25 protein-coding genes are annotated in these 24,714 nt (G+C 44.5%); 5 read left to right on the forward strand and 20 right to left on the reverse strand.

Annotation, left to right across the window (positions count from 1 at the left end; genetic code table 11):
- Positions 1-53: 53 nt before the first annotated feature.
- Positions 54-491 carry a hypothetical protein gene (locus MKY16_RS24165; RefSeq protein WP_069012257.1) on the reverse strand — a complete coding sequence of 146 codons (438 nt, stop codon included), beginning with the start codon at positions 489-491 and terminating at the stop codon, positions 54-56.
- A 325-nt stretch (positions 492-816) separates the two neighbouring features.
- Here MKY16_RS24165 and MKY16_RS24170 point away from each other — a divergent pair, with 325 nt between their 5' ends.
- Entirely contained in the window at positions 817-2,196 is a 1,380-nt protein-coding gene (locus MKY16_RS24170; RefSeq protein WP_340957392.1) for a transcriptional regulator, read from the forward strand.
- 417 nt (positions 2,197-2,613) lie between these two features.
- Here the strand turns inward: MKY16_RS24170 and MKY16_RS24180 are convergent, their stop codons facing one another.
- From MKY16_RS24180 to MKY16_RS24200, 5 genes are all read right to left on the reverse strand, one after another.
- On the reverse strand, positions 2,614-2,838 hold the full coding sequence (locus MKY16_RS24180; RefSeq protein WP_307350903.1) for a hypothetical protein: 225 nt from the start codon (positions 2,836-2,838) through the stop codon (positions 2,614-2,616).
- A 142-nt stretch (positions 2,839-2,980) separates the two neighbouring features.
- Positions 2,981-3,658 carry a cell surface protein gene (locus MKY16_RS24185; RefSeq protein WP_340957395.1) on the reverse strand — a complete coding sequence of 226 codons (678 nt, stop codon included), beginning with the start codon at positions 3,656-3,658 and terminating at the stop codon, positions 2,981-2,983.
- A gap of 242 nt (positions 3,659-3,900) precedes the next feature.
- A complete protein-coding gene (locus MKY16_RS24190) occupies positions 3,901-4,785 on the reverse strand; it encodes a hypothetical protein (protein ID WP_139116778.1) in 885 nt (294 codons plus the stop codon).
- A gap of 106 nt (positions 4,786-4,891) precedes the next feature.
- Positions 4,892-5,413, reverse strand: a complete 522-nt coding sequence (locus MKY16_RS24195) for a hypothetical protein (protein WP_053326405.1) — start codon at positions 5,411-5,413, stop codon at positions 4,892-4,894.
- 167 nt (positions 5,414-5,580) lie between these two features.
- The gene (locus tag MKY16_RS24200; protein ID WP_340957400.1) at positions 5,581-6,120 is read right to left on the reverse strand and encodes a hypothetical protein; all 540 of its coding nucleotides are present in this window, start codon (positions 6,118-6,120) and stop codon (positions 5,581-5,583) included.
- 467 nt (positions 6,121-6,587) lie between these two features.
- Between MKY16_RS24200 and MKY16_RS24205 the strand changes: the two genes are divergently transcribed.
- Complete coding sequence (locus MKY16_RS24205; RefSeq protein WP_209947593.1) at positions 6,588-6,767, forward strand: aspartyl-phosphate phosphatase Spo0E family protein; 180 nt, start codon at positions 6,588-6,590, stop codon at positions 6,765-6,767.
- A 675-nt stretch (positions 6,768-7,442) separates the two neighbouring features.
- On the opposite strand, the gene MKY16_RS24210 is transcribed toward MKY16_RS24205, so the two are convergent.
- The 3 genes from MKY16_RS24210 to MKY16_RS24220 are packed head-to-tail and all read right to left on the reverse strand — an operon-like array spanning position 7,443 to position 9,702.
- A complete protein-coding gene (locus MKY16_RS24210) occupies positions 7,443-7,598 on the reverse strand; it encodes a hypothetical protein (protein ID WP_176716881.1) in 156 nt (51 codons plus the stop codon).
- A 12-nt stretch (positions 7,599-7,610) separates the two neighbouring features.
- Positions 7,611-8,177: a hypothetical protein gene (locus tag MKY16_RS24215; protein WP_061829536.1), complete on the reverse strand. Its 567-nt coding sequence runs from the start codon at positions 8,175-8,177 to the stop codon at positions 7,611-7,613.
- A gap of 13 nt (positions 8,178-8,190) precedes the next feature.
- Positions 8,191-9,702, reverse strand: a complete 1,512-nt coding sequence (locus MKY16_RS24220) for a DUF4153 domain-containing protein (protein WP_340957404.1) — start codon at positions 9,700-9,702, stop codon at positions 8,191-8,193.
- 147 nt (positions 9,703-9,849) lie between these two features.
- Here MKY16_RS24220 and MKY16_RS24225 point away from each other — a divergent pair, with 147 nt between their 5' ends.
- Complete coding sequence (locus MKY16_RS24225; protein WP_069012260.1) at positions 9,850-11,586, forward strand: ABC transporter substrate-binding protein; 1,737 nt, start codon at positions 9,850-9,852, stop codon at positions 11,584-11,586.
- A gap of 209 nt (positions 11,587-11,795) precedes the next feature.
- Here MKY16_RS24225 and MKY16_RS24230 read toward each other — a convergent pair whose 3' ends face one another.
- Entirely contained in the window at positions 11,796-13,196 is a 1,401-nt protein-coding gene (locus MKY16_RS24230; RefSeq protein WP_069012261.1) for a transcriptional regulator, read from the reverse strand.
- Positions 13,197-13,409: 213 nt separating this feature from the next.
- On the opposite strand from MKY16_RS24230, the gene MKY16_RS24235 reads away from it, so the two are divergent.
- Positions 13,410-13,655 (forward strand): DUF6953 family protein, encoded by a 246-nt coding sequence (locus tag MKY16_RS24235; protein ID WP_340957405.1) that lies wholly within the window; start codon positions 13,410-13,412, stop codon positions 13,653-13,655.
- A 42-nt stretch (positions 13,656-13,697) separates the two neighbouring features.
- Here MKY16_RS24235 and MKY16_RS24240 read toward each other — a convergent pair whose 3' ends face one another.
- Positions 13,698-14,657 carry a helix-turn-helix transcriptional regulator gene (locus MKY16_RS24240; protein WP_340957406.1) on the reverse strand — a complete coding sequence of 320 codons (960 nt, stop codon included), beginning with the start codon at positions 14,655-14,657 and terminating at the stop codon, positions 13,698-13,700.
- 112 nt (positions 14,658-14,769) lie between these two features.
- Between MKY16_RS24240 and MKY16_RS24245 the strand changes: the two genes are divergently transcribed.
- On the forward strand, positions 14,770-15,717 hold the full coding sequence (locus tag MKY16_RS24245; RefSeq protein WP_340957409.1) for a Gfo/Idh/MocA family protein: 948 nt from the start codon (positions 14,770-14,772) through the stop codon (positions 15,715-15,717).
- 42 nt (positions 15,718-15,759) lie between these two features.
- On the opposite strand, the gene MKY16_RS24250 is transcribed toward MKY16_RS24245, so the two are convergent.
- The 9 genes from MKY16_RS24250 to nikA all read right to left on the reverse strand — a co-directional run bounded on the left by MKY16_RS24250 (position 15,760) and on the right by nikA (position 24,621).
- Positions 15,760-16,776 (reverse strand): asparaginase, encoded by a 1,017-nt coding sequence (locus tag MKY16_RS24250; RefSeq protein ID WP_165145671.1) that lies wholly within the window; start codon positions 16,774-16,776, stop codon positions 15,760-15,762.
- Between the two features lie 233 nt (positions 16,777-17,009).
- Positions 17,010-17,777, reverse strand: a complete 768-nt coding sequence (locus MKY16_RS24255; protein ID WP_340933681.1) for an amino acid ABC transporter ATP-binding protein — start codon at positions 17,775-17,777, stop codon at positions 17,010-17,012.
- Between the two features lie 4 nt (positions 17,778-17,781).
- Complete coding sequence (locus tag MKY16_RS24260; protein WP_013312615.1) at positions 17,782-18,498, reverse strand: amino acid ABC transporter permease; 717 nt, start codon at positions 18,496-18,498, stop codon at positions 17,782-17,784.
- A 30-nt stretch (positions 18,499-18,528) separates the two neighbouring features.
- Complete coding sequence (locus tag MKY16_RS24265) at positions 18,529-19,338, reverse strand: transporter substrate-binding domain-containing protein (RefSeq protein WP_165145665.1); 810 nt, start codon at positions 19,336-19,338, stop codon at positions 18,529-18,531.
- A 143-nt stretch (positions 19,339-19,481) separates the two neighbouring features.
- Entirely contained in the window at positions 19,482-20,291 is an 810-nt protein-coding gene (nikE, locus tag MKY16_RS24270; protein ID WP_340957410.1) for a nickel import ATP-binding protein NikE, read from the reverse strand.
- A gap of 38 nt (positions 20,292-20,329) precedes the next feature.
- Positions 20,330-21,154, reverse strand: a complete 825-nt coding sequence (locus tag MKY16_RS24275) for an ABC transporter ATP-binding protein (RefSeq protein WP_340957412.1) — start codon at positions 21,152-21,154, stop codon at positions 20,330-20,332.
- A 20-nt stretch (positions 21,155-21,174) separates the two neighbouring features.
- Positions 21,175-22,005 (reverse strand): nickel ABC transporter permease subunit NikC, encoded by an 831-nt coding sequence (gene nikC, locus MKY16_RS24280; RefSeq protein ID WP_340957630.1) that lies wholly within the window; start codon positions 22,003-22,005, stop codon positions 21,175-21,177.
- On the reverse strand, positions 22,005-22,949 hold the full coding sequence (gene nikB / locus MKY16_RS24285) for a nickel ABC transporter permease subunit NikB (RefSeq protein WP_340957414.1): 945 nt from the start codon (positions 22,947-22,949) through the stop codon (positions 22,005-22,007). Before nikB ends, nikC begins: the two co-directional genes overlap by 1 nt.
- A gap of 46 nt (positions 22,950-22,995) precedes the next feature.
- Positions 22,996-24,621, reverse strand: a complete 1,626-nt coding sequence (gene nikA / locus MKY16_RS24290) for a nickel ABC transporter substrate-binding protein (RefSeq protein WP_340957416.1) — start codon at positions 24,619-24,621, stop codon at positions 22,996-22,998.
- Positions 24,622-24,714: the final 93 nt, after the last annotated feature.

Here is a 24,714-nt window from a genome sequence, read left to right on the forward strand (position 1 = left end):
GATCGAGTGGATCTGCTTCCGGGGTCATTAGATTTCCAATATCTTGTATACAATTAGTCGTGTGTGTAGAATTTTACCCCAGGCAGATCTGCTGCCACCCACGAATAATTAATGGTATTACTGTTGTAATTTTTGGTCCCCGCCTGTGCAACCTGTACCTCCTTCAAAATCGTGATCGATGAACCCTTCGGTCTGACAACAACCACATGACCATGCCCATCTGCTTTTTTGATTCCGATGGTAGGATACCCGAGATTTGCTCTTTTTTGAGCATCCTGAAAGGTTACAGTGTACCATCCCGGCGCATTGTTGCCCAGTAAAGCATCAGCCATTTGATTGGCTAAGCCACTTGGCAGGGAAGCCGACATCGCAGACATCACATCTTGTGCAAAAATATTACACTTCGTTCCACCTACTGGCGAATACTTTTTGTTCGTTTCTACCTTAAAACCGTCAATTACAGATGCATAAGTACTTGCACTTCTAGCCATTGAAAATCCCCCTGAATATAAGTTGTAGAGGAATTGACGGAGTCGCTTGAACATCTGAATGGCTCCACATTCATTGATGTTGGCCTCAATTCCCTCTCAACTATTAGGGTGATTTCCGGCTTACTTTAACAACGTAATACGCAAGGAAATAATCCTAATTCACAAAAAAGTAATTAGTAGAAAAGTATATATAATACATCCATAAGATGGTATAATATCTCCCAGAATGGATTTATATTTTAGCATCGGATTGTCCCAATAAATATCCTTATAGATCGCTATCTAACGGAATACATAAAATGTTACGTTAAAGGGGTTGTTACACTTGGAACCTACAACCACGATACGCGCAGAACTGGAAAACTTCATGAAACAGAATGAGTTAAACATTACTCAATTCGGTCTGGTGGCAGGTATAAACCCGGGTACAGTAAGCGGGATCGTCACAGGCAACCGTACACTTTCCGTTCAACAATTAGATCGTATTACAGCCACGTTGGGTCACCCCAAAGGACATTTTTACAAGAATTATATTGAGGAATTTTTGAGTGCAACAACCCCTAACATACGTAGAGTCAGACCCCTTTTGTACAATTGTGCAGAGTTGAACATGTTGGATTGCATTGAGCAGGTTGTCATCTTGCTCATGGAGAAGCTAACATACGGTGATGCCCTATTTACCATAGCTGAGGACTTTTTCCAACAAGGAAAGTTTGCAGCGTCCATCATCCTTTATGAGAGCGTAGCCGTTGGTGAGAAAAAGCAGCACTCCGAGCGACTAGCCCTTTGTCAGTACCGCATTTTTATGGCGAAGCAAGGGGACGATCATGTACGAAATCTCGAAGCTGCCAATCAGTTTGAGCCCTATGTTGAGCGGCTGAATGAGGTCGATCAGTTGGAGGCACTAAGAAATTTGGCGAATATATATCTCTCGTTGCGCCAATGGGATAAGCTAGATAAGTGGGCATCTGTAATGGACTATAAGGCTCAAATTCAGTATCGTTTGACTTACCATCAGGAGCGAAAGAAAAAGAGAACTCCAAAGAGACCCATCAGACCGCTATTTTACTACATAGCCTATTCAAATTTGCTCCATGCATGTGTTTGTGAAGCGAAAGGTGACTATGAGAGAACACTACAATATATTCGCACTTATGGAGATGTGAGTTGGGTAGTGGAGACGAGCGAGGATGCTCAACATTGGAAGCAACTGTTCCAAGAGTGGGCAGAGGCTAATTTTTATGTCATTAAGCTCTTGTCCGGGGATGGGAGCGTAATTTCGGATTATGTAACATATATTGAATCAAAAAAGGATGAAACTCTTATAGCCTTATGCAACATCTTTGAAGCTGCTAACCGATATCATATTAATGTAGATAATGTAATCCAACGCTTTAAATTAGAGATCACAGAGTATATTAAACAACACCCAGAAAGCGTATATGACCCACAAAATATATCTGATCAGCTCATTCGTTTACTATACGAATTGGCTCACTACTGTTTAAATAGAGCTATGTATTCTCACGGTTTTAAATACCTAATAGACTGCTTAAGAAAATCTGCTTCATTAAATAATGAAGTATTCTACATCAAATGTACGGGATTGTTTGAGCAATTTAAAGTTTATTCAACCAAACAAATATGTTTAGAATATCACAATTTAATCACTGAAGTGCGGAAAGAAAGATTATTCTACTTTTAGAAATGCAAGTTGCTTTGAATTTGACACCTCAACCAAATGGCTACTACTACAATTGGAACTCTACTGTATAACCAGCTCTTCGAGCTGGTTCAGATTGTCGAGAAACCAAGATCATTTTAAGACCTTGGGTTTCTCTTTATGTTCTGGCATGTGTAACGTTGAGAAACGAGAGGGTTACCACCGTCTCTCCAGGCAATCCAGGTGAATCGCCATCTTCTTCATGTTCTGCACGGCTGCCGTTATTCAAGGCTTGTTCCCAGAGATTGGGGAGTCCGCGCAAACGGCAATAGCGAAACCCGTGAAGGTCTTTAGCATGCGCGAAGCTTGCTCTATCGTAGGTATAAAGGAGGCTACCAAGACTTCTCGACAGCCTGACGCCTTCCAATGAAAGCGCTATAAATAATTTATTTTCCCTTTTTACTTAAGCTCATCTTTTGTTTTTATCGTTCTACCGGCAACTAATATATATTGAAGAGGATCTTTTACGGTAACAAATGAAATGCTTTGAGAAACTGAGCTGTCCTTTTCAATCTTTGGACGCTTCCTATCGGGAATATCTACGGAAGCTTGATCAGCATCCATGTTAAGCGTTTGATTAAAGACAAATACTTCGTGTAAATCCTCCTTACCTATGTGAAACACAATCTTGTCCTTTTTCCAGTTGATAAGCTCAAGCAGAGTACCTCACCACTGGGATATGCTTTACAAGAATCTATATCAGAAATTGTTATTCAGAGTTTCCCCTCATCCGATTTCCTCTGGGAATTTATGCATAATGCTCATATTAAGAAGCTTCATACTTGGATGTAAATCTTTTTCGATCTTTAACAATCTCGTTTTTATAAGCATCTTGATACGTTTTATACTCCTCTGTTTTGGCTAGTTCATTAGCAATGCTCTCTTCACTAAGCTTCTGGATACTATTTTTCGAAAAAAAATCTTTTTTTACCTCTATGTTAGAATTAGGTCCTGATACTAGTAAAGAACCATCCTGCTCTGCGGTCGCAGTAAACACATACACCTTTCCTTTTTGTGGTAGGGAATCATCTTCAAATAAGAAATATGTGCTCTTATCTTCACTCAATCCCCCGGACTTTTGAAGAGGAATGGAAACATCTTTCTTTAGATTACCTTTTATATTATCAAGCACTTTAATGGAATAATTCGTATAGGGACTTTTCAATTCTTTTGGTCCATCTTCCGTTTCTTTCGTTACAGGAAATTTATAATCAGTTCCAGTCATTTCTTCTACAAATCCTACAAATACATAATCTGCAAAACCTACAACCTCTTTAGAGTTATCTACATTTATATCAAATGAAGCATGTAAATAACTGGTCGGAACCTCGCCAGCCTTCGTTATATTCTTGTCTACATTACTATTGGAGCAACCGGAAGCCAGCATGGCAATCATTGTGAAAAGGGACAGGAACATAAATATTTTCTTCATGCTAGTTCTCATTGGTTGTACCTCCTTAATTAGTATCTTTTATAAGCAAGAACGAATGAAGCTTTATCATTAGCGCTGAGCATTGTTATGGACGTAACAAACGCGTACATTACATCATTACTTGTATTATGTTCCAACCCAAGAGCATGAGCGATCAATCAATATAATCGGGTATACTACGCAAAATTAAAAAAGCCGAATGCCTTCAAGCAATCGACTGGGCGAAAACAAAAAAATGCAGTAGCTCAAAAAAATTAATCTATCAGCTTAACTTTAAAACTTGCATTAGGACTTGCTGTATAAGGATTATCATCAGGCAAGGGCGAAAATGGATTAGTCAGCATGAATAAAATCATGACTTTTCCATTCTTCTTATTGTCTATAGATACAGTGATTTTTTTGTTCTCTCCTTTAGCGAGTTTATCATAAATATTTTGATTGCTATTTATATTTACTTGCTCCCAATCGACTAGCGATACAATATAAAAATCAATTGACTCCTCCGATAAGTTGCCGTACAGAACGTTGAATCTTAGATTATCATCCTCCGTTTGTAACAAGGCTTTATAAGCATCACCTTGCTTACCTACAAAAATACCATCTATACGCGCTTCTTTTAATTTTTCACTATTCACTTGTTGAGGCCGCTCCATAGGAATTTTATCCAAATTCTTAAACAAATTTACTCGAATATTATATGTTTGAGATAGAGAATCGGCCTTTGCTAATGTGTTGCTATCTGTCACAACTTCATCTGGATTTTTGAGAATAATAAAATTTGTCGCATGGAATCCGTCTGTGATACCTTCTATTTTCACAGGAATTGTCTCACTTTGATTTTTAGCTAAAGTAAAGCGAAAGTACCGCATATCATTATCATGTATTTTAAAGTTTCTTTGCTTTCCATTATCAAAGACAAGCAATATAAATACCCTGTCCTGATTAGTCTTGTTCGTAAATATAATATTTTTTTCAAAAATTTCATCTTTTATATCAAATGAACGCTCGGCTTCTATGGTAGAATTGCTATTGTAAAGACCTAAGGAATAGCCCTGCGCCCTCTTTTCATTGGGTACTATGTTCTGCTCGATACTTGAATTTGTATCGTTGCTACAGCCTACAAACAATATAAATAACAAAAATATACATAACTTTTTCAGTTTTATCCACATCCTATTTTTTGAAAAAGAAGACAGGAAATTGGTTCCCGCCTCTTTTTCTATATTTAAGAGTAATTAGCCATAACTACCAACCGTTATAATCTTCTCTAGTTTCTGGATACCAACTACTATAGCCTTTACTTTCAAATGAGTGATTAGAATAACCATAAGCATCATAGCTCGGCAAAATCATTGTACCTTGCCATGCTGTAGCAGCAGCAAGATTAGTATTCGATTGTGTGTCAGAAGCAGTCGCTAATATCCCTCCATTGTGATATAAACGAGTCACTACGCCAAGTTTACTAGCAACAAACGAAGATCTTGTTTCTCCTGTTGAAAATAGCTGTGCCTGAGGAACAGGAAATTTAAAAGCTTTTCCTAATTTTGTGCTGCACGTCCAATCAGGAGAAGCGGCCAAAGTAATCCCACTTCCGTCTGACAAAGGTGTAAAAGTTTTTTCCTGCACTTTAACTATAAAATTGTCTTCATTAGTGTAGGAATAACTTTTTACAGATTCTGAGTCTTTTTCCGATACTTCAGTGGCAAAAGCGGAAGCAGAAAACATAAAAGTTAAAGCCAGCGTTCCCAATAAAACTCTCTTCTTCATAGTCTTTTTTCTCCTTTTTGTGAGCTTATTTATACAAAACTCCCTTACAACTCATAGTGTAATTGAGTTTGCATACCAGAACAGATAGGATACCTAACAATTAAATATAAAAAGTTGTTTCTATTAGTAATAAATGTATGTATAAAATACTATACAGTCTCACTTCATTATTTTTTATAAATCACTTTACCTTGACCATCTCGTATATCTACTTCAGTTGGTTTAAAACGTGTATCAGAACTATCACTTATGAAGATATATACTGTTTCTTTAACATCCATTTTTTTTGTCTGTGTACGCTGATTTGGAAAGGTAATAGATATAGTTTTGCCATACATAAGGATTTCCTCACTGTTAATAAAAAGCGCCAAATACGGAGAGCCTCTTTTGCGTCCAATGGTTTGCACTACCTGCTTTTTATCTTCCTGAATCTCTAATTCTCTTACAAATTCCTCTTGTCCATTTACTATAGTTAACATTCCGACTCCGATACGCTTATGATCTTTGTAAGCTATTAGAGAAAATGGCTTGTCTACATTATTTACTATTTTGTAGTTTAGTAACTCAAACTCTTCTTTGCCTGAAACTTTTTTAATTGTATCCTCATTAATGGCGGTGTATTTATCTCTTGTGAAGTAATTTGAAACTACAACGATGAGAACTATACTGATTAGAATAAAAACAATTTTCCATTTGCCTTTATGCATTTTTGCCTCCCTAATATCTAAATTCGAAGTGCAAGATGTAGATTTCTATTTATGTAATCTATCAACTTATTTATCCATATTATAGTGAAAAAAATTCATGTTGTCATTAACTAGAAGACTATACATATACCAATATAAACCAAATAAAATCCCATATTTCTAATACACTATCATTTGTTGATACCCATTGACTTACCTTGCTTTACGCTTGAAATGGTAGGAATCTTATAATCCTTGGAATCTGTACAGATTCCAAGTTTCAAAACAGTATTAATTTCTTTAGAAATATTCACAAAAAAACTTTATGAGAGCATAATTCCTTTTTACATTGACCTTATCGATCAAATAATCAGAGTTAGACGAGCCGTTTTTTTGTTTTCTAGAAAAGATATTCCTCATGCACTTTCACTTTTCCCATAAATACACATGGCATCCTAAAATAAGTATTACCTAAGGAGGGGTGTATGATGGGAAGTGAAGAAACTTTGCAACAACGATTGGAGAAAAATCGACAGCGGCTCTATGATTTGCAAGCGAAATATGGACTAGAGCATATCTATGTACTCCGTCAATCTATGGTCTTGGACGAACTGATTAATCAATACAATCGGATATACTATGCAAAATTAAAAAAGCCGATTGCTTGAAGGCAATCGACCGGGCGAGAAACTTGTGGTGGGTCACTCGCCCTTTTATTGTAACATACATGCCAAATAATCCGATTGCCAGCTTTATCGTTTATTTTTGAGTTCATTCATACAGCAAATACAGATCCAAGCATTCTTAAAGTATGTAAGGTCCTGAAGTTCGCCACATAAAGTGCAGACTTCCCCCGTGCATTGTCGCATAATCAAACCACTCTCCGTCACCCAAAATTCCATGGTTGTATGCTTGCCAATCCCAAGACGCTTCCTTATATCTACAGGGATGACAATCCGACCTAGGCTATCTAAGTCTCTGACCAATCCTACTCGATCCAAAAGAAAACCTCCTTATTTCAAAAATATCAGTAGTTCAAAAATAGGCATAAATGCTTTTGATAAGGAAATATTTATTAACACATGGCGTGAACTGGAAAAAGAGCTGCGTTCGACATGGAGAAAATAAAACGCCTTGCCGGAGAAAAGTCTCCAGCAAAGCGCTTTAGTTACTGAATCTGAATTAACCCAGTTGTTGATCGTGTCCTAAAATGATCGTGGCTTCCTTTATGCGGATTCCAAAAACCTCCAGCGTCTCACTAATAGCCGACAAGATTTCATCATCCCCCGAACGGTGCCTTACCAAAAATCGTTCCTTGCCTCGTCTATCGAATCCTTCTCTCGTTAATCATCACTTAGCTGAAGGCTTTCTTCACTGATTACGGTTGGAACGATAAGCTCAGGAGGAGTCGTAGGCTTAGCTTGTGTTAAATAGTCTGCTGCCCCCATCATCAGAGCGATGCCGATAAATAGCACGACCCAATTACGATTCTTTTTCATCATCTGTACCTCTCATTCTTCACTGCGCCCGTTCAGCCACTTGAACCAATGGAGCAGATGACTGAATCGGTATTCATGCTGCGAAGCGTACGTCCATACTTCTGGCTCTTCACCGGGCTCCTTCCAGACGAGCATGGAAAAGTGACCTTCTTCCTCGCTCGCAACCGACAGCAGCGAAAGACGATCATCCCCGAATCGGTATGGAGCCGATTCCACCCAGTAATTCCGCATATCGCTGATCCAGCTGCGGAACTGCTCTGTACCTGCGATCCGCAGGACTTCATCAGGTAGGAGCAGATGCTCGTCGATATCCTTCCAATCCCCCGCATATCGGTACCGCGCTGCCAGCATTGGACTGAGTGGTCGGATTTTACCGGGAGCCAACGTAGGCATATAGGCGACGGGAACGACCGGACCGATACTCTGGATAGCATAAGACCGAGCTTCCTCCTCACTCATTCCGTAAGACATAGCCTCCACGAGAAAATCGTTCCGTCTTACACCAAACTGATGCTGATACTGTGACATTTCATCCTGTAGCTCCAGTACCATACCCTGTGCCGTTTCTGTTCCGATCATTCCCAAACACCTCTCATTCCAAAATATAGTCGTGCAATTCCCGTTGCGCTCGATACTTTGCCCAATTGAATTCAGGCCAAGCCGATTCTTCTCTCGTCATGCTCGTCAAACGGGCCTGTAAAAACTCATCTAGTGATCCATGTTCCTTACGACTAAAGTCAATCAGCAGCGGAATCGCGTCCGCCGATAGCTCACTCAAATATTCCTTATCTATCACCGATGTCGTGCGATACCGTTCGAGATTATTTTCAGCTATCCGTATATCAATGCCCACATAATTCACGACGACATAGGCGACCAGAGCGAGTACAATATAATATTTCGCCAACGGCAGTTGACGGAAATGAATGCGCATTGCTGCAATAAGCAGTAGCAAGCCCAGAAAAATCATAAACGCGTGTACCAAATAGCGGGTGTACGTATAGCCGTATGCTTCTTCGTACATAACCAGCCGGGTATATCCCGAATACAGCATCACACCCGAACAACCCACAAGTATGTACAGCAGGCCGCTGTTCATTTTTTGCACTATACCTGATCCAAATTCAGTCCACTTCAATACACTGATCATCAGCACAAAGTTAATACCTGTTACCATAACCAGCTCCCCGAATCCTCTTCTCGCATATTCGGCATACGAGGTTCCTTCGGGCAGAGCACCTTCCCATGCACCAAACAAATATCCAAACTGCAACACGACGAACACAACATACACCAGATTCATGACAATCAGCACCGTAGCGGTAATGACAGGGTCAAATTTAATCGCGACCGGCTCGTGGTAAGGTACTGTTGATGACTGAGTTTCTCTCTGCGTATTACGCGGAGCAGGCTGTACAAATCCCCACAAATAACAGAAGAAACAGAAGGTGAAAAAGCAGGTCCAGATCAGCCGTAGCATGCCACTCCCAAAGGACAGCGTTCCGATCCATTCGGGTACTCCAGCTAACAACTTTTCGAACATCCCATCCGCCGAAGCCAGCAAAGATATGATAATGAACAGTAGCGGCAAGGCAATAAGTAAACCAATCATCACTTTGCCCAATACACGCTTACGCTCATCCTTTACATTCCGAAGGGCTACTGTCTTGACCATCCGAAACGGGGTCACGATATGACGAAAGTTTTGATAAAACCAATGGCTTAACGCCTGACCAATAATACCGGGTTCTGACCAGCCATGCCTTTTCTCCCCAAACAGCAGCACCATATGTACGCTAATCAGAGCAGGTATCGCCAGCGCATTTAACACATACAGGACCGGATTATTGAACAGCGCATATGTCAATGCCAGCATGAAAATGATCACAAACAGCAAACGCCCTATCCATGATTTGAGCTGGAAACGATCTCGATTAAAGGCATACATATAGGCGTAAAACCCAATAACAAAAATTGGCATAGACACGCCCAGCCCATGTCCGAAGAACAGATATTGATGAACCAGCGCCAACACAATTGCGCCAGCAAAGGCAGACAGAAACGACGTTTTCGGCAAAGACGTTCCATTCATCTTGTCATGCATGATAAATACCTCCGCAAATATGCTTTATAACCCTTATTGTAGATGATAAAATAAGAAGATAAAGAGAAATTAATTCAAACAAAATTTCCTATTTTATAAAAGTGGCTACGCTTTTAATCAAATATAGGGGAAACGGAGCAACCTTGAATGAAACTCCATGCCCAATTTTTACGACTTCACTCACACGCAGCTGACGACAAGGACGAAAACCATACTATAGAGACGACGCTGGATGAGCTGGCAGCTATTTTTGACTGTACTCACCGCAACGCCTTGATGATCATTCAGAAAATGGAGCAGCATGACTGGATACAATGGACTCCCCGCCGAGGCAGAGGCCGCCGCTCCAGTCTGCGCTTCCTTATTCAGCCGGAAGACATTGCCGTGCAATCCATGATGCAAGCCATAGACCGCCATGATATCAAACGCGCGCTGGATGAGATCCGAGTTCATTCGCGCTCCTCCACCATGCAAGAGCATTTGCAAGGCTGGCTGCTAAATTATTTTGGGCACCACGCGGAGGTGCGCAGTGATCAGCAGCAGATCGACACGCTGCGTCTGCCTATTCGCCAGCAACTTTATACGCTGGACCCGTTGTACTTGAACTGGCTTGCCGAGTCCTTCGTATCCAGCCACGTCTTTGATGGCCTGGCCCGTCGGGCGAACGAAAGCGGCGAGATTTTGCCGGGATTGGCGCACGCTTGGGAGGTGGACACCACTCGTACACAGTGGACTTTTTTCCTGCGTAAAGAAGTGCTGTTTCATAACGGAAAAATACTCACCGCTGAAGACGTCGTCTATACCTTTGAGCGACTGAGTCGGGCCCCGGGAAGGAGACTTTACCATTTTATCGTCCGGCAAATTCAGCACGTCCAGGCTTTAAGTCCGACGATGGTACGCTTCGTACTAAAGGAGCCAAACGAGCTATTTCTATCCTTCCTGTGTACCAGCCGGGCTGCGATTGTGCCGCGTGAGCTTAATCAGGTGGGTGAAGCCGCCTTTGGCATCCACCCTGTCGGTACAGGGGCATTCAAAGTCACGGAAATGAACGAGAGCCTGTGTACACTGGAGGCTTTCGCACCTTATTTTCAAGGCCGAGCTCATCTGGACCGAGTGGAAATTGTCCAACTCCCGTGGGCGACTAAGCTGGAATCGCCGGATACGGAAGACACCGCTTCTTCTTTTCACATTATCCATAATCCCGTATCGGCGGGAGATACGGATACCGCATGGAGCCAGATTCACTCAGCGGCTTCGGTACGCAAATTTATCACATGTAATACACACAAGGATGGACCACTGCGTAACCCAGAAATACGTGCCCGCATTGTAGCATGTCTGGATCATCGCTCCCTTCCTCCAGCAGTAAATTCATCTAACGATTCTTTTGAACCACTGGCGGCACTGCAAATTGCTACCATTCCCGAGTATAAAGCGGACGCAGACCGGGTTGCGGCTCAGCTCGAATCCTGTGGGTATACCTGTAACATCGTGGCCGCATCTATGAATGAATTCAAAAGCTCATCTATCCGTATGGAGTCAGACTTAATCATCTTTTCTCTCTTTCGTGACCGTGATGAGCAATTACGCCTGTTTGACTTGTATCTGAATGTATCCGGACATGTTGAGCCTCATAGCCGTGTGGATATCGAAAGACTGCTGCGTGAAATTGCACGGGAGGCCGATCACACTGTTAGGGCGCAGCAATTTGAACATATCGAAACTCGGCTCATGGATGAGCACCAGCTGCATATTTTATATGAAAAACCCGTTCAGACGGCCTATCTCCCTTCTGTGCGCGGCGTATCTTTTAACAGTCAGGGCTGGGTGGATCTGCGTCATGTCTGGTTTCCACCTGCTGTACCTCCATCATCCAAGCCTTGAGCCAAGCGGTCCATTCAAGCGCATCGGATGACCAAAAAAAGGTATCCTCTTTTCACAAGAGGATACCTTTTGGGTTACGACAATCCAGACCTTTTCAAGTAGATGGTTCAAGGGATGAAAGCGCCCATCCCCCCAACCCATGACTGTGGACATCGCTAGGATCTTCCATAGGAGGGGTAACGGGTGGAAAATTCAACAGGATAAAAACATTAAATGCGAGCAGAGAAAAAACGATCTTTTTTATCATGGATGTACTCTACCTCTCCAAGTAAGTTTTTATATTCCTCTTTGTCCTGAGAAGTGGCAGTATGCCGATACTTTTCAAATAATCCTACACATTTGATGGTGACAGGATTACCATTCAGCACTACAGAATAGGAAAGGCTCTCAAGCAAGAATTTCATACCTTTGGTATAACGGTGTTTGTTGAGATCATAACAAGCCATCTCTGCCAAAAATCGTGCATAGAGATCTGCTGACATTTGCTCCGTATAAGTGCCTACCTTAACATGCTGATCTGCAAATGCCTCAATTTGTTTTTCAAAACGTTGCAGTACATGGTCTACATTAAAATCATAACGGTTGGCCGCTACCATAATTTTATGTAACCCCACGAGAATTTCGCCTTCGTTTTTTTCCAAATAATCTACATACTGTGGAATCACATCCAGACTGCCGGACATCAACTGGTATAAATACCCGTTGGCCTCAGCCCAGTTGCTACAAAGGGCCTTCAAACGCCGAGCTTCTTCCGTATCCTCTTGCACCCAGCTCAAATCAGAGTATAGGGATACAAATTCCAGTGCCTTCTGATAATCCCCGCGCTCATCCCACACCCCGGCACGCAGCACGTAAGAATATACAATATACATAAACAAAGGACCCTTAGGTTCCTTGCCACGCTCCGGCCTTCTGGTATTTCCGTATTTTTGCTCGTATTGTACCTTGGCTTTTTGAGCCATTTTTTCAGCATACCATTCTACTTTATCCCAACGCCGCAAGGAGGCATAGGTATTAGCCAAGTCTCTTAAGGCATCCAGTTGGTCTGCTTCACCCAGTCGGTCCACAAAGCTTTCGAAATGTGTGGCTGCCCATAAATTTTCGTCCTGGTCATCACCAACGGCAATCGTAAATAAACGGTATTGGCAGAGCGCCAGGCGCTCTGAATGTTGGTACTTCTCACTTTCCGAAACATTTTTATAAATAATTGCAGCAGCCTCGAGCTTACCTTCGCTGAATAATTCTTCTGCTGTCTCAAACAAAGCTGGGGCGTATATGAGATAGTCCATCATAAACTCCACGACTTGCTTAATACAATCCAGTTTGTTCAGCTCTGCACAGCGATGCAAAAAGGGACGAACCCGTCGCCAATTCGGTGCCGTATTCCGTATAAATTCATCAATGTATAACTCATAGAGGCTCCCTTCTTCAAGCCCCATGCCTGCACCAATCCTATCCAACAGCAGCATCGCAATCGGACGATTACCGTTAATAATGGCACTGATCGTTCCTGCATTAATACCTGTGTTCTCCCCAAACTTACTAATCGTAATTCCTTCTCGTCTGATGTACTGTTCCAGCTCTGCGCGAATTGTGGTTGTTTCCTTCAAACCAGGCACCCCCAGGGATTACTTGCATGATTACAATACAAAAAAAGAAAATTCCCGTGAATATTCCCTTAATTATACAAAAGAAAGCTCGCTTAGCCAACCGCTCCAGTAAATTTATATCAAAAAATTCAATAATTCTCCGAATTGCCGTATACTACGGGGAGGTGAGCCGAGCAGCTACACCCAATCGGTACGCAGGAAAGGATACGACAAATGGACAACACCCCTACAGCAGAACAAGAAATTGCACAATGGATGGTCGCGCAGATCCGTGAAGTGGGCACCCTGAAACAAGAAGATGCAATTGCATATGTACGCTCTAAGTATGGAGAGCAGTATGTGTTTATAAGCGAGCATGGTCATGTATCTCTGGAAAAAGAAATCAAAAAAGCATTTCGCAAGCTTCATGGTGGCAGAATCGCCTGGGATCGTGACGGATTTCTCTGGGCCTGGACTTAACAAGCAAAAGCATCTGCCCTAGGCAGGTGCTTTTTTAATGATTTATCCATATATCCTCTGAAGTCGGTTAATTTCTTCCTTCACAAACTGTCGGAGTATTACAGGCTCCACAACTTCAACCCTGCCAATCCAATCCATAGCATCGCGGCAGGCCGCTTCATAACTATACATGTTGACCGTTAGAATGAAATGAGTGCCTTCCTGTACAGACTGGATGATTTCCATCCTTTTCGCTATGATTTCCGCTTGCTTCTTATTCGTTCGGATCAGAACGGGATAGTATTCTTTCTCTGCACAAAGCTGCTTAAACGCGGTTTCTTGTCTCATCCAATGATGCTCCAGCGAAAAATCCTCCGGAACCTCAAAGACTTCCGCAGACGGCTGAACCTCCTTGATTCGCTCACACTTAAAGGTCCGAACCTCCCGCCCAACTTCACAGAAGGCAATGAGGTACCAATCTCCTTTTTTCACCACAAGTCCGTAGGGATGCACATAACGGGAAGAACAGATTCCGTCAGCTTTTTCATATTGAATGTTTATTTTATGGGACCCCCACACCGCAGCTCTTACGGACTCAAGACAAGGAATGGCTATACGTTCCGTCCACCACGGCGTATCATCAAAATAAAACCGCGCTTTGGCTTTCTTAATATCGGACTGATACGAGTCTGGCATCGTCTGTTCCAGTTTGAGGAGAGCATTCTTTAACTTCAAACCCGATTCCGTGGGCCCGCCTGTATAAATGCCCATCCCTGTTAAATACAACTGAATGACATCCCCGCCATTCAACTGTTTCAGGTTCGCCGTATAACCCTCCATTAAATAAATTCCGCCCTTCGGGCCGGAAGCGGTAACAATCGGAACGCCGGCTTCAGCCAGGAGGTCGATATCCCTGTAGATGGAGCGTACAGAGGTTTCCAGTGCCAACGCCAATTCCTTGGCTTTCATTCTCCCTCTAGATTCGATACATAATAAAATCGCGATTAAACGATGCAGTCTCACAATCATTCCTCCACAATAGATGGTTAACCCGAATTGAAAAGATAATGCAAAGATTGTTGACACCCTGTTGGCAGTAATAGGTGTGTATCATAGAAGTAAAGAGGTGTGATGGATGATGAATATTGGAATATTGGGGACGGGATTCGGCGCGTATCATGCCTCACTGTTAAACAACCATCCCAAGGTAAACAGAATCATGGTATTTGGAAGGAACGAAGCCAAGCTGCAAAAGCTGAAAGAGGAGCTAAACGTAGAAGTCACACAAAATATAGAGGATATTCTGCTGGATCCAGACGTGGATATCGTCGATCTATGCCTGCCTTCCCACCTGCATAGGTCATATGCGGTGGACGCGCTGAAGCACGGTAAGCATGTATTTTGTGAAACACCCGTTTGCTTTGATCTCGAAGACGCTCTTCTTATGCAACAAGCTGAGAAGCAATATGACAAAAAGATTCTGGTCAACCAGTTCATTAAGTTTGACCCCGCCTATACCTATCTGTATGAAGCATACCGCCAACAGAAATACGGGAAGCTCATTTCCTTATCTTTGAAAAGAGAAACGTCTCCTCTGTGGGGGGATCTTGGACTAAGCTCCATCCCTACTCAGTTCATGATTCATGAACTGGATTTATTGACCTGGCTATTAGGCCCCTGTGATCCTTGTACAGTCTGGGGAACAGAAGTTACTCATCCTGAACAAGCACAGGTTCGGGCTTACTTTCAGCATCGGGATACTTTCACAGAAGTCATCGCCTCATCCCACTTGCCGGGAAGCTACCCATTCACAGTGGCCTATGAGGCGTATTTTGAAGAGGCCAAGCTGGTATTTCATGAAAGCGACGAAAACGATCTTATACCTACCGCATTATATGAATATACCGCATCAGGACAGCAAAAAATCAACCTCGAATCTGCCAATCCATACGAAAAAAGTTTGGACCATGCACTTGAATGCTTTGGTGGACATCCGGAAAGCCTGATTCCACTGGAGTCAGCTGTACAAGCGCTGAAAGTGGCTATTGAGATTAAAAGCAGACTGGGGCAAGCCCAGCGTTAACCCGGTATTTTTGCAAAATCCTCATCTACGGAAATCAGCTTCCTATAAGGAAGCTGTATCCGCAGGCAAGGAAACTTCGTCCGCGTAGTTCGTTGCCATAATCTTGGCTACCCCTGCCGGGTCGTCCGTCTGCCCCAACGCCCACATCATTTTCGTCACCAGCGCTTCCGTTGTCATGTCATACCCCGGAATAACACCCTTCTCCAGTACCTTTTGCCCCACTTCGTAAATCGTCAAATCCCCGCCCTCATAAGGACATTGAGTAGTCACGACAATACTCATACCGTCCTTCATCAGCTCCTCTATTTTGCTGATCAGGCTTCTTTCTTTAAAAGGAACGCCGCCCATACCAAAGCCCTCAATGACGATACCTTTATAGCCCAAGCCCTGAATGGCATCGAAGATCGCCGGATTCGTACCCGGAATCAGCCTGAGCAGAAATACCTCCGAAGCATACCCGTCGTTGTATGGGTGACGAGCGGTACCGCGATTTGCAAATACGCCCTCCGTATAGATCACCTTACCGTTCTCCACGAGTCCGATATACGGATAGTTAATACTCTCAAAAGCATTATAGCTGCGTGTTCTGATTTTTGAACTGCGGCTACCGTTGATAATTTTGCCGTTAAACACGACAAAAACCCCGGCCACCTCGCCACATGCGGTCAGGAATGAGTCGATTACATTCTTTTTGGAATCGCTGTGCTCCGCCAAAATAGAAACCTGCGAACCTGTCACGACGACGGGTTTGTCTACAGTTCCCAACATGAAGCTCAAGGCTGATGCTGTATAAGCCATCGTGTCCGTGCCGTGTGCAATGACAATACCGTCGTATTGATCGAGCGAACGATGTACCATCCGGGCGATGGAAGCCCAATCCTCAGGTTGTGTATTTGTGCTATCAATGCTCATCAGATTATGGGCATCAATCTCGCAAATCTCCTTCAGTTCCGGAATTTCCGCCAAAATATTTTCAGCCGATTGGGTCGGTGTCAGGCCGTTTTCCTGATAGGAGGAAGAAATGGTCCCTCCGGTATTAATGAACAAAACCTTTTTCATATCCAATGTTCCTTCCCGATTACATCTTCACTGTATTGTTCTTAGAATTTATCATGAATAAGTGTGATAAGCTACTTTGCAATGGAAAATAATTGGAGATATGAGGGGCCAAAAAAGCACGACAAACAAGCGCGGGCTTTCCTTCCTCCTGCGACTTGTCTAACGTGCTTTTTACATAGGTGCAATAAGTCTACAGCGCCGCTGCACATACCTATAAGCCATCCACGTACTTCTTATGGGGATACAGGCTGCTCCTGTGGCACTCTCTGTACCAACGCTTTGCCCAGAAACTGCCGTGTCCGTTCTTCCTTCGGATTGGTGAAAAACTGCTCCACGGGTCCCTGCTCCACGATCACGCCATGCTCCATCAGCACAACCCGATCCGCTACATCTCTCGCAAAACCAAGCTCATGCGTGACAATAATCATCGTATTGCCTTCACTCGCCACCTTTTGAATCACGGACAGCACTTCATCTACCAGTTCAGGATCAAGTGAAGATGTCGGTTCATCGAACAACAACACCTGCGGATTTAGTGCCAAAGCACGGGCAATCGCAACTCGCTGCTGCTGTCCACCCGAAAGCTGGGCAGGATAATAAGTCATACGATCCTTTAACCCGACCTTTTCCAGAATGCCTTCACTGATCTCCCTCGCCTGCTTACGATCCAGCTTTTTCACACTGGTCAGACCAATCATCACATTGTGGAGTGCATTCAAATTTTTAAACAACTGATATTGCTGAAATACCATGGCCGTTGCCATCCGTAGTCCGAGAATGTCCTTTTTTCCCGCCTTGGCCGCGTCTACCTTTACACCGTCAATTTCAATGACACCACTGGTCGGCTGTTCCAAAAAATTAATGCTGCGCAGCAGCGTGGACTTCCCCGATCCGCTTGGGCCCAGGATCACCACGACTTCTCCCTTGCCCACCGTCAGGTCTATGCCCTTCAACACGTGATGCTGTCCAAAATGCTTATGAATTTGATGAAGTTGAATCATACCCTTACTCACTTCTTTCGTAAATTCGAATACGCTTCTCCAGCACGACAAGTCCGCGCTCAATAATAATGCACACCAACCAGTAAATCAGAGACACCGCAACATACACCTCAAAAAAAGCCAGCGCCCGCGCGCCCATAATTTTAGCCTGTCCCATCATATCGACGACACCAATCATAAAAATAAAAGACGTATCCTTCACTGTACTGATCAGCGTGTTTCCCAAATTGGGCAAAGCCACCGTCAACGCCTGCGGCAGTACAATTTTGAGCATAATTTGTGTTTGGCTCATGCCGATGGAATTAGCAGCCTCAAATTGTCCCCGATCGACCGAATGAATCGCCGCCCTAAATGTCTCCGACAGGTATCCCCCGAGATTCAATGAAAATGAGAGCAACGCAAACAGCTCGGGCGGAATGACATAGACATTGAACTGCTGTAAGAACCCATATTCGCTCTGGAAATAATACAGAAACTTGGGTATTCCGTAATATACGAGAAACAGCTGCACAATGAGCGGTGTTCCCCGAATGTACGAGACATACAACGTAGATAACGGTGCCAAGACAGGCACCTTGTATATCCGGATTAAGGCGGTAGCTAACCCGATGATCCCACCCAGCAGCATGGACACAAACGCAATCCATAAGGTCACGGGGAGATACTCGACGATCTGGGGAAGGCTTTTCAACATATAATCAAGATCAAACAGCTTTTCCATAGGAACCCCACTTTACCCTTTACATTGTTATTACTGAGGAATAAATTCTCCACCTGTCCACTGTTCAGACAATTTTTTCAGTGTTCCGTCCGTTTTCAGCTCTTTAATGATCGGGTCGATTTTAGCTTTCAGCTCTTCGCCCTGCTTATCCTTTTTAAACACCAGGTTGATGTTATCACTTTGCACCGGCTCGCCCACAGCTTCCACCTGCAAACCTTCCTTCTTGATCGTTGCCGCCGCCATAACCGGATCATTCACATAAGCGTCCACTCGGCCATTTTGCACGTCTTGAAGGTTATCGGACGAAGTGCCTGTATCATTGTATTTCAAAATAATTTTATTCCCGTTCTTCGCATTATACTGTTCCAGCAACTGTGTGTAGGAGTCGCCTACCGAGGCTGCTACCTTCTTGCCTTCCAAATCCTTGAGGGAATGAATATCCGTTCTACCCTTTTTCACAATAATAACCGACTGAGCCGAGAAATAAGACTCATCCGAGAACAAATACTTCTTCTCACGTTCAGGATTTTTGGCAACTTCATCTGCGATCATCTGAACTTTATTCGAATCCAGTGCAAGGAATATCGCATCCCAGCCCGAGGGTACAAACTCAATCTTATAGCCGTCCAGCTTCTTGTCGATCTCCTTGACTACTTCCACATCGTATCCAGTCAGCTCATTTTTATCATTCGTAAAGGCAAACGGTGGGTAGTCATTTTGTGTGCCGACATAGATGACCTTATCCCCCGATGCCGCATCCTTCGAGGAACATCCACTCAAGGCACCCGTTAATAACACAAGAGATAGGCCAATCGCTGCTACCAAAGCAGATTTCTTCATATTATGACATCCCCTTTTTAATATCCAAGTAATTTACTATGATTTTATATTATAACGGGTTATTCAAATAATACAACAAGTAAATTTCATATTGATTATTTAGCTATATGTTGCACAAAAAAAGGACCCTTGCGGGTCCACTGTTATCCATGAAGCGGAAAACGCTCTGCTGGATGTTCCGGCAAAATGGACGAGATCAACCGTCGTACAGCAGGATGAGCAGAGTCAAAAATCTGATCCTTCTCATCACAGCGCTCGATCAATCTCCCCTGCTCCATCACAGCAATGCCATCGCAGACAGCATAAGCTGCCCGAATATCATGCGTGATGAACAGATATGACAATCCAAACGAAGATTTCAGTTCTCCCAGCAGGGATAAAATGTGCATCTGGTGAACCATATCGAGGCTGCTGACGGACTCATCCAGCACGATCAGCTTTGGTTTGAGCGCAATCGCCCGTGCGATGTTGATCCGCTGCAATTGTCCGCCACTGAACTGATGCGGATATTTAATCCGATCCTCTGGCTTGAGGCCAACCCGTTCCAGCAGGCTTTCGACCGTTCTTTTTTGTTCCTTCACCGATAACCGTTCGTAATTGTCCAATGGCTCCCCAATAATCTGCCCGGCGGTCATTCGGGGGTTTACAGCAGAGTAGCAGTCCTGAAATACGACTTGCATATCCCGTCGCAGTCCCCTGAGGGCCTGGGGACTCGCATTATAAATGTCCTGTCCCTGGAACAGAACCTGACCCTCCTGCGGCTTCTCCAGCCCTAGAATAATCTTGCCCAGCGTGCTTTTACCAGCTCCACTGGTTCCAAGTAAGCCCAGGCAAAATCCACTCTCTATAGTAAGCGAAACGTTAGCCAACACAGGGGGACGTGGTTCAGAGCGGCCCAGCCATTTGCGCCTTCCATAGCTATGGGTTACTTCCTTCACTTGTAGCATGCGCATTCGCTCCCCTTTTGAAAGTGTGACCGTCGAACAGGCGACTAACCACCTACCTGATTCATGCCCCGAAGGGACAACTTGGGTCTGACATGCAGCAGCATTTTCGTATATTCATCCTGCGGGTGATCGAACAACTGATGGACCTCAGCCTGCTCAACAATACGACCCTGCTGCATGACAGCCACTTCATCCGCCAATTGGGAAATGACGCCCAGATCATGCGAGATCAGCAAAATGGACGTATTGTATTCCGTACGCAAGCGATCCAGCTCTCTTAGCACCTGTAGCTGATTGACCACATCAAGCGCCGTCGTTGGTTCATCGGCAATAACCACTGCTGGCCGCAGGCACATGGAAATAGCGATCATGACCCGTTGCAGCATCCCTCCGCTCAACTGAAATGAATAACGCTTCATCAGCTTGGCTGGATCGGGCAAATTCATATTTTCCAGAGCCGTTATGGCAAGATCACGGGCCTGTCGTTTGGTTAATCCGGTGTGCGTGCGGACCGTTTCCATAAACTGAGCTCCGATCGTATACACTGGCGTAAAGGCGCTCATCGGATTTTGCATAATAAACGCGATTTCCTTGCCCCGAATACGGCGCATCTCCTCAGCCGCCATTCCGTTAAGCTCACGCCCGTTCAGACGGACACTTCCTTCCACGTCCATCGTCTGGCGATCCAGTAATTGGAGCAACGCTTTACAAGTCACCGTTTTGCCGCTTCCACTCTCGCCGACAAGACCCAGAACTTGTCCCCTTCTCAGCTCAAAATGAGTTGGCTCCAGCAGAGACACCGTCCCTGCATCGGTTCTGAGCTTCACCTGTAAGTCGCTGACCTCCAGCACCTTCGCCCTGTCGTCCATCGTTGTAACTCACTCCTGTTTTACTGACGTTTGGCAATTCCGTATCGGTCGGACAGCGCCTCCCCCAATATATTGAAGGCCATCACCACCACCAGAATCATGACCCCCGGATAGATCATTAATTCCGGATGGCTGCGGATGTATCCCGTTCCCTCATGAATCATCGCTCCCCATTCGGGAGTCGGCGGTTGGATGCCCAAACCGAGGAACGACAACGCGGAAATATCCATGATCGCCCAGCCCATTTCCAGCGTACCAATGACCACAATCGGCCGCAGCACATTCGGAATAATATGCCGCCGGATAATGGCTCCTGAGGAGGACCCGCTGATCCTTGCGGCAGCTATAAAATTCCGTTCTTTCAGACTGACGACCATATTGCGGCACATTCTGGCATAATACACCCACTGCACCATCATTAATGCAAGCAGCACCTGCATGAGGCCCGGTCCAAAAATACCGACAATGCCCAGCACAAGCACCAAATTCGGAAACGCCATAATACCTTCGCAAAACCGCATCAGCACATTATCGACCCAGCCGCCCACATAACCCGCAAGCGACCCGATCACAACGCCGATGCTAAGCGAGGACAGGAAAATTAAGGTTGCAAAGCCTAGCGAAATCCGTGCGCCATACAGCAACCGGGATAAATTGCACCGACCCAAATGATCGGTTCCCAGCCAGTACTCTTTGGAAGGTCCCTCCAGCTTGTGCAGTAAACTGACTTTAACCGGATCATGGGGAGCCAGCCAAGGAGCTAGCGCCATAATAATAAAAAGAGCAGCCAGTACGACAGAGCAGACCACGATTACCTTTTGACCTTTGAACATTGTACGCAATCTTATCATCACTGCTCTGCTCGTCCCTTCGATGAAATTCGGGGGTCCATATACAAATGCACCAGATCAACGAGCAAATTGCATACGATGAACAGGCATGCCGCCAAAAACACATAGCATTGTATGACGGGAATATCCCGGTTAAAAATCGCCTCCACAAAATAACGGCCAAACCCGGGCCATGAAAACACCTGCTCCACAATAATCGTTCCGGTCAAAAGTTTGCCCAGGTTCATACCCATACTTGTAATCAGTGGAGCAATGGCAATTTTCAGTACATGCTTGAGCATGATCACCCGCTCACGGAGTCCTCTAGTTCTGGCATACTGCACATACGTTTCCTGCAGCTGCTCCAACACACTGGAACGCAGCAGGCGCGTATATAAAGCAATCAGAACCAGCGACAGGGTTAACGTGGGCAGCACCAGATGCTGCCACGTTCCTCGCCCCTCTACAGGGAGCCAATCCAATCGGACAGAGAAAAAGAAGATTAACAAATATCCCAGCCAGAACTGGGGAATAGACGCCCCAAAATATGAAATTCCTCGACTAAGCATGTCGATCCAGCCATTTTTACGCATCGCCGCTAGCACGCCCAACGGGATACTCACTAGAATAGATAGCACCATACTGCTCACAGCCAATTCAAAAGTGGCGGGCAGCCGAACTTTGACCTCATCCCATACCGGCTTGTTGGTCAGATACGAAGTACCAAAGTCCAATTGACTGATTCTTTGAAGTGTATGCATATACTGCGTCAGCAAAGGCTCATCCAGCCCGAACTCATGTCTTTTCTGCTCCAGAATCTCTGGAGTAGGATAAATATGAGCAGCCGTCAAATAGGCCTCGGCCGGATCAACTGGTGAAATATGAATCAGTGCAAAGGTAACGAGGGTGGCAAAGAGAACAATAGGAATGACCGCTACCATTCGCTTCCCGATATAGCTGATCATGAGTTGTCCTCCTATCCTGTAAACGAACGTTACCCTTCGTTTTTAACTACTTCCCGATTTCAAGCCCACCAAACGGATTTTCATCCCGGTTGGCCGGGAATACAAAGTTCGTAATCTTTTTCTGATACACTGCCGTTTTCTTAATATACGAAATAGGCACAATGGCAGATTGCTCCTGAAGCGTCTTCAGAATCGAAGCATACAGCTCTTGGCGCTTGGTTTCATCTGTCGATGAGAGCGCCTCGTGTACTTGCTGATCCAGATCTTTCTTCATCGGAAGGGCGCTCAGCGTCTCGGAAATTCCGAAGCTCTTCTTGGCAATGACGTTAATAAAGGAATGCGGATCATAAGGCGCACCGTAGTTATACCAGAAGTACAGATCAAACTGATTGGATCTAAGGCGCTTAACTTGAACCGTCAGCTCCAGTCCGGTCAGGTTCACTTTGACACCCAGTTCTCCCCATTCGGCCTGAATGGTTTCAGCCATCGCCTTTTGGATTGGATCGGTTTTATCAAAAATCAGCTCAAAATCCAGCTGTTGTCCGTCTTTTTCCCGTACTGTACCGCCTGCGGGCAGCTTCCAGCCAGCCTCATCCAGCAACGCTTTGGATTTTTCCACATCATAGCCAACAGGCTGTAGGTTTACATTCGTATACGGATAGTTTTTGGATAAAACCGTATCCGCTTTTTCCTCCAGCCCTGAAGTCACACCTTCCACCATTGCCTGCTTGTTAAAGCCATGCTGGAGGGCCAGACGTACCCGAAGGTCTGCCAGCTTGGGATTGGACGAGTTGAGCAACAGACTTCTTGTTCCGACAGGCTCGGACAGCGTGGTAACATACTGATTCGTGTCGCGAAGCTGTTTGAAGGCATCCAGACTAATGACACCCTCTCCATAAATCAGATCCAGGTCGCCTTTTTCAAAGGCCATCACACGGGTTTCGCCATCGGGAATGATTTTTACCGTAATTTTATCCACCTTCGGTGCAGTACCCCAATAGTTCGGATTACGCTTAAAGGTTGCATACTCATCTTGCTTGTATTCATCCAGCATCCAAGGTCCTGTACCTACAGGTTTCTTGATTCCTTTGGACGTATCTCCATCATCCGGGAACCCGGCTTCACCCAGAAAACGGAACGGGCGAACGACAGACAAATCCTGAAGCACTGGGTAGTATGGCTCTTTGAGCGTCATTCGGAAGGTGCTGTCATCTACGGCTTCAGTTTTGTCGAGAACGCCTACTATACCAAGCCAGCTGTGCGTCTTCTCATTTTTCATGATAGCGTCAAAGTTCTTTTTGACAATGGCCGCATTAAATAGCGTACCATCCGAAAATTTCACATCTTTGCGCAGCTTAAACGTATATGTCTTACCGTCCTTGGAAATAGTCCAGGATTCAGCCAAAGCAGGTTCCAGCTTGCCTCCTTGCTTGTAGCTGACTAACGGCTCATAAACCATGGATTGTGCAAAAAGTTGGGAAGGATTGTATACATGAGGATTCATCGTGCCAATGTCACGCGGCCACGATAGCGTGATCGACTTTTCATTGGCAGCTCCGTCAGTAGAGGTGGATGCAGGTGTGTTCTCCTGCTTTGCGCAGCCCAAAACAACGGATAATAAGAGGAGCGCCACCAACATAAGGGTAGCAGTCTTGCGGTGTCGAACGGACATCAATGTATTTCCCCTTTTCTATATATGTGATAATGATTATCATAATCATATTTAGAATAGGTATCACGCTCAATTTTGTCAACACTATTCGAC

Source organism: Paenibacillus sp. FSL L8-0641 (assembly GCF_038006265.1).
GTDB lineage: Bacteria > Bacillota > Bacilli > Paenibacillales > Paenibacillaceae > Paenibacillus > Paenibacillus polymyxa_D.

Coding starts and splice junctions, on each gene's coding strand:
- MKY16_RS24260 (WP_013312615.1), bottom strand. CDS start 18,498: ATGGAAAAGCTGTTTGATCTTGATTATATGTTGAAAAGCCTTCCCCAG.
- nikB (WP_340957414.1), bottom strand. CDS start 22,949: ATGATCAGCTATATCGGGAAGCGAATGGTAGCGGTCATTCCTATTGTT.
- MKY16_RS24275 (WP_340957412.1), bottom strand. CDS start 21,154: ATGGACGACAGGGCGAAGGTGCTGGAGGTCAGCGACTTACAGGTGAAG.
- MKY16_RS24165 (WP_069012257.1), bottom strand. CDS start 491: ATGGCTAGAAGTGCAAGTACTTATGCATCTGTAATTGACGGTTTTAAG.
- MKY16_RS24245 (WP_340957409.1), top strand. CDS start 14,770: ATGATGAATATTGGAATATTGGGGACGGGATTCGGCGCGTATCATGCC.
- MKY16_RS24205 (WP_209947593.1), top strand. CDS start 6,588: ATGGGAAGTGAAGAAACTTTGCAACAACGATTGGAGAAAAATCGACAG.
- MKY16_RS24265 (WP_165145665.1), bottom strand. CDS start 19,338: ATGAAGAAATCTGCTTTGGTAGCAGCGATTGGCCTATCTCTTGTGTTA.
- nikE (WP_340957410.1), bottom strand. CDS start 20,291: ATGCGCATGCTACAAGTGAAGGAAGTAACCCATAGCTATGGAAGGCGC.
- MKY16_RS24185 (WP_340957395.1), bottom strand. CDS start 3,658: ATGAGAACTAGCATGAAGAAAATATTTATGTTCCTGTCCCTTTTCACA.
- MKY16_RS24250 (WP_165145671.1), bottom strand. CDS start 16,776: ATGAAAAAGGTTTTGTTCATTAATACCGGAGGGACCATTTCTTCCTCC.
- MKY16_RS24220 (WP_340957404.1), bottom strand. CDS start 9,702: ATGCATGACAAGATGAATGGAACGTCTTTGCCGAAAACGTCGTTTCTG.
- nikC (WP_340957630.1), bottom strand. CDS start 22,005: ATGATAAGATTGCGTACAATGTTCAAAGGTCAAAAGGTAATCGTGGTC.
- nikA (WP_340957416.1), bottom strand. CDS start 24,621: ATGTCCGTTCGACACCGCAAGACTGCTACCCTTATGTTGGTGGCGCTC.
- MKY16_RS24215 (WP_061829536.1), bottom strand. CDS start 8,177: ATGATCGGAACAGAAACGGCACAGGGTATGGTACTGGAGCTACAGGAT.
- MKY16_RS24235 (WP_340957405.1), top strand. CDS start 13,410: ATGGACAACACCCCTACAGCAGAACAAGAAATTGCACAATGGATGGTC.
- MKY16_RS24210 (WP_176716881.1), bottom strand. CDS start 7,598: ATGAAAAAGAATCGTAATTGGGTCGTGCTATTTATCGGCATCGCTCTG.
- MKY16_RS24225 (WP_069012260.1), top strand. CDS start 9,850: ATGAAACTCCATGCCCAATTTTTACGACTTCACTCACACGCAGCTGAC.
- MKY16_RS24195 (WP_053326405.1), bottom strand. CDS start 5,413: ATGAAGAAGAGAGTTTTATTGGGAACGCTGGCTTTAACTTTTATGTTT.
- MKY16_RS24255 (WP_340933681.1), bottom strand. CDS start 17,777: ATGATTCAACTTCATCAAATTCATAAGCATTTTGGACAGCATCACGTG.
- MKY16_RS24200 (WP_340957400.1), bottom strand. CDS start 6,120: ATGCATAAAGGCAAATGGAAAATTGTTTTTATTCTAATCAGTATAGTT.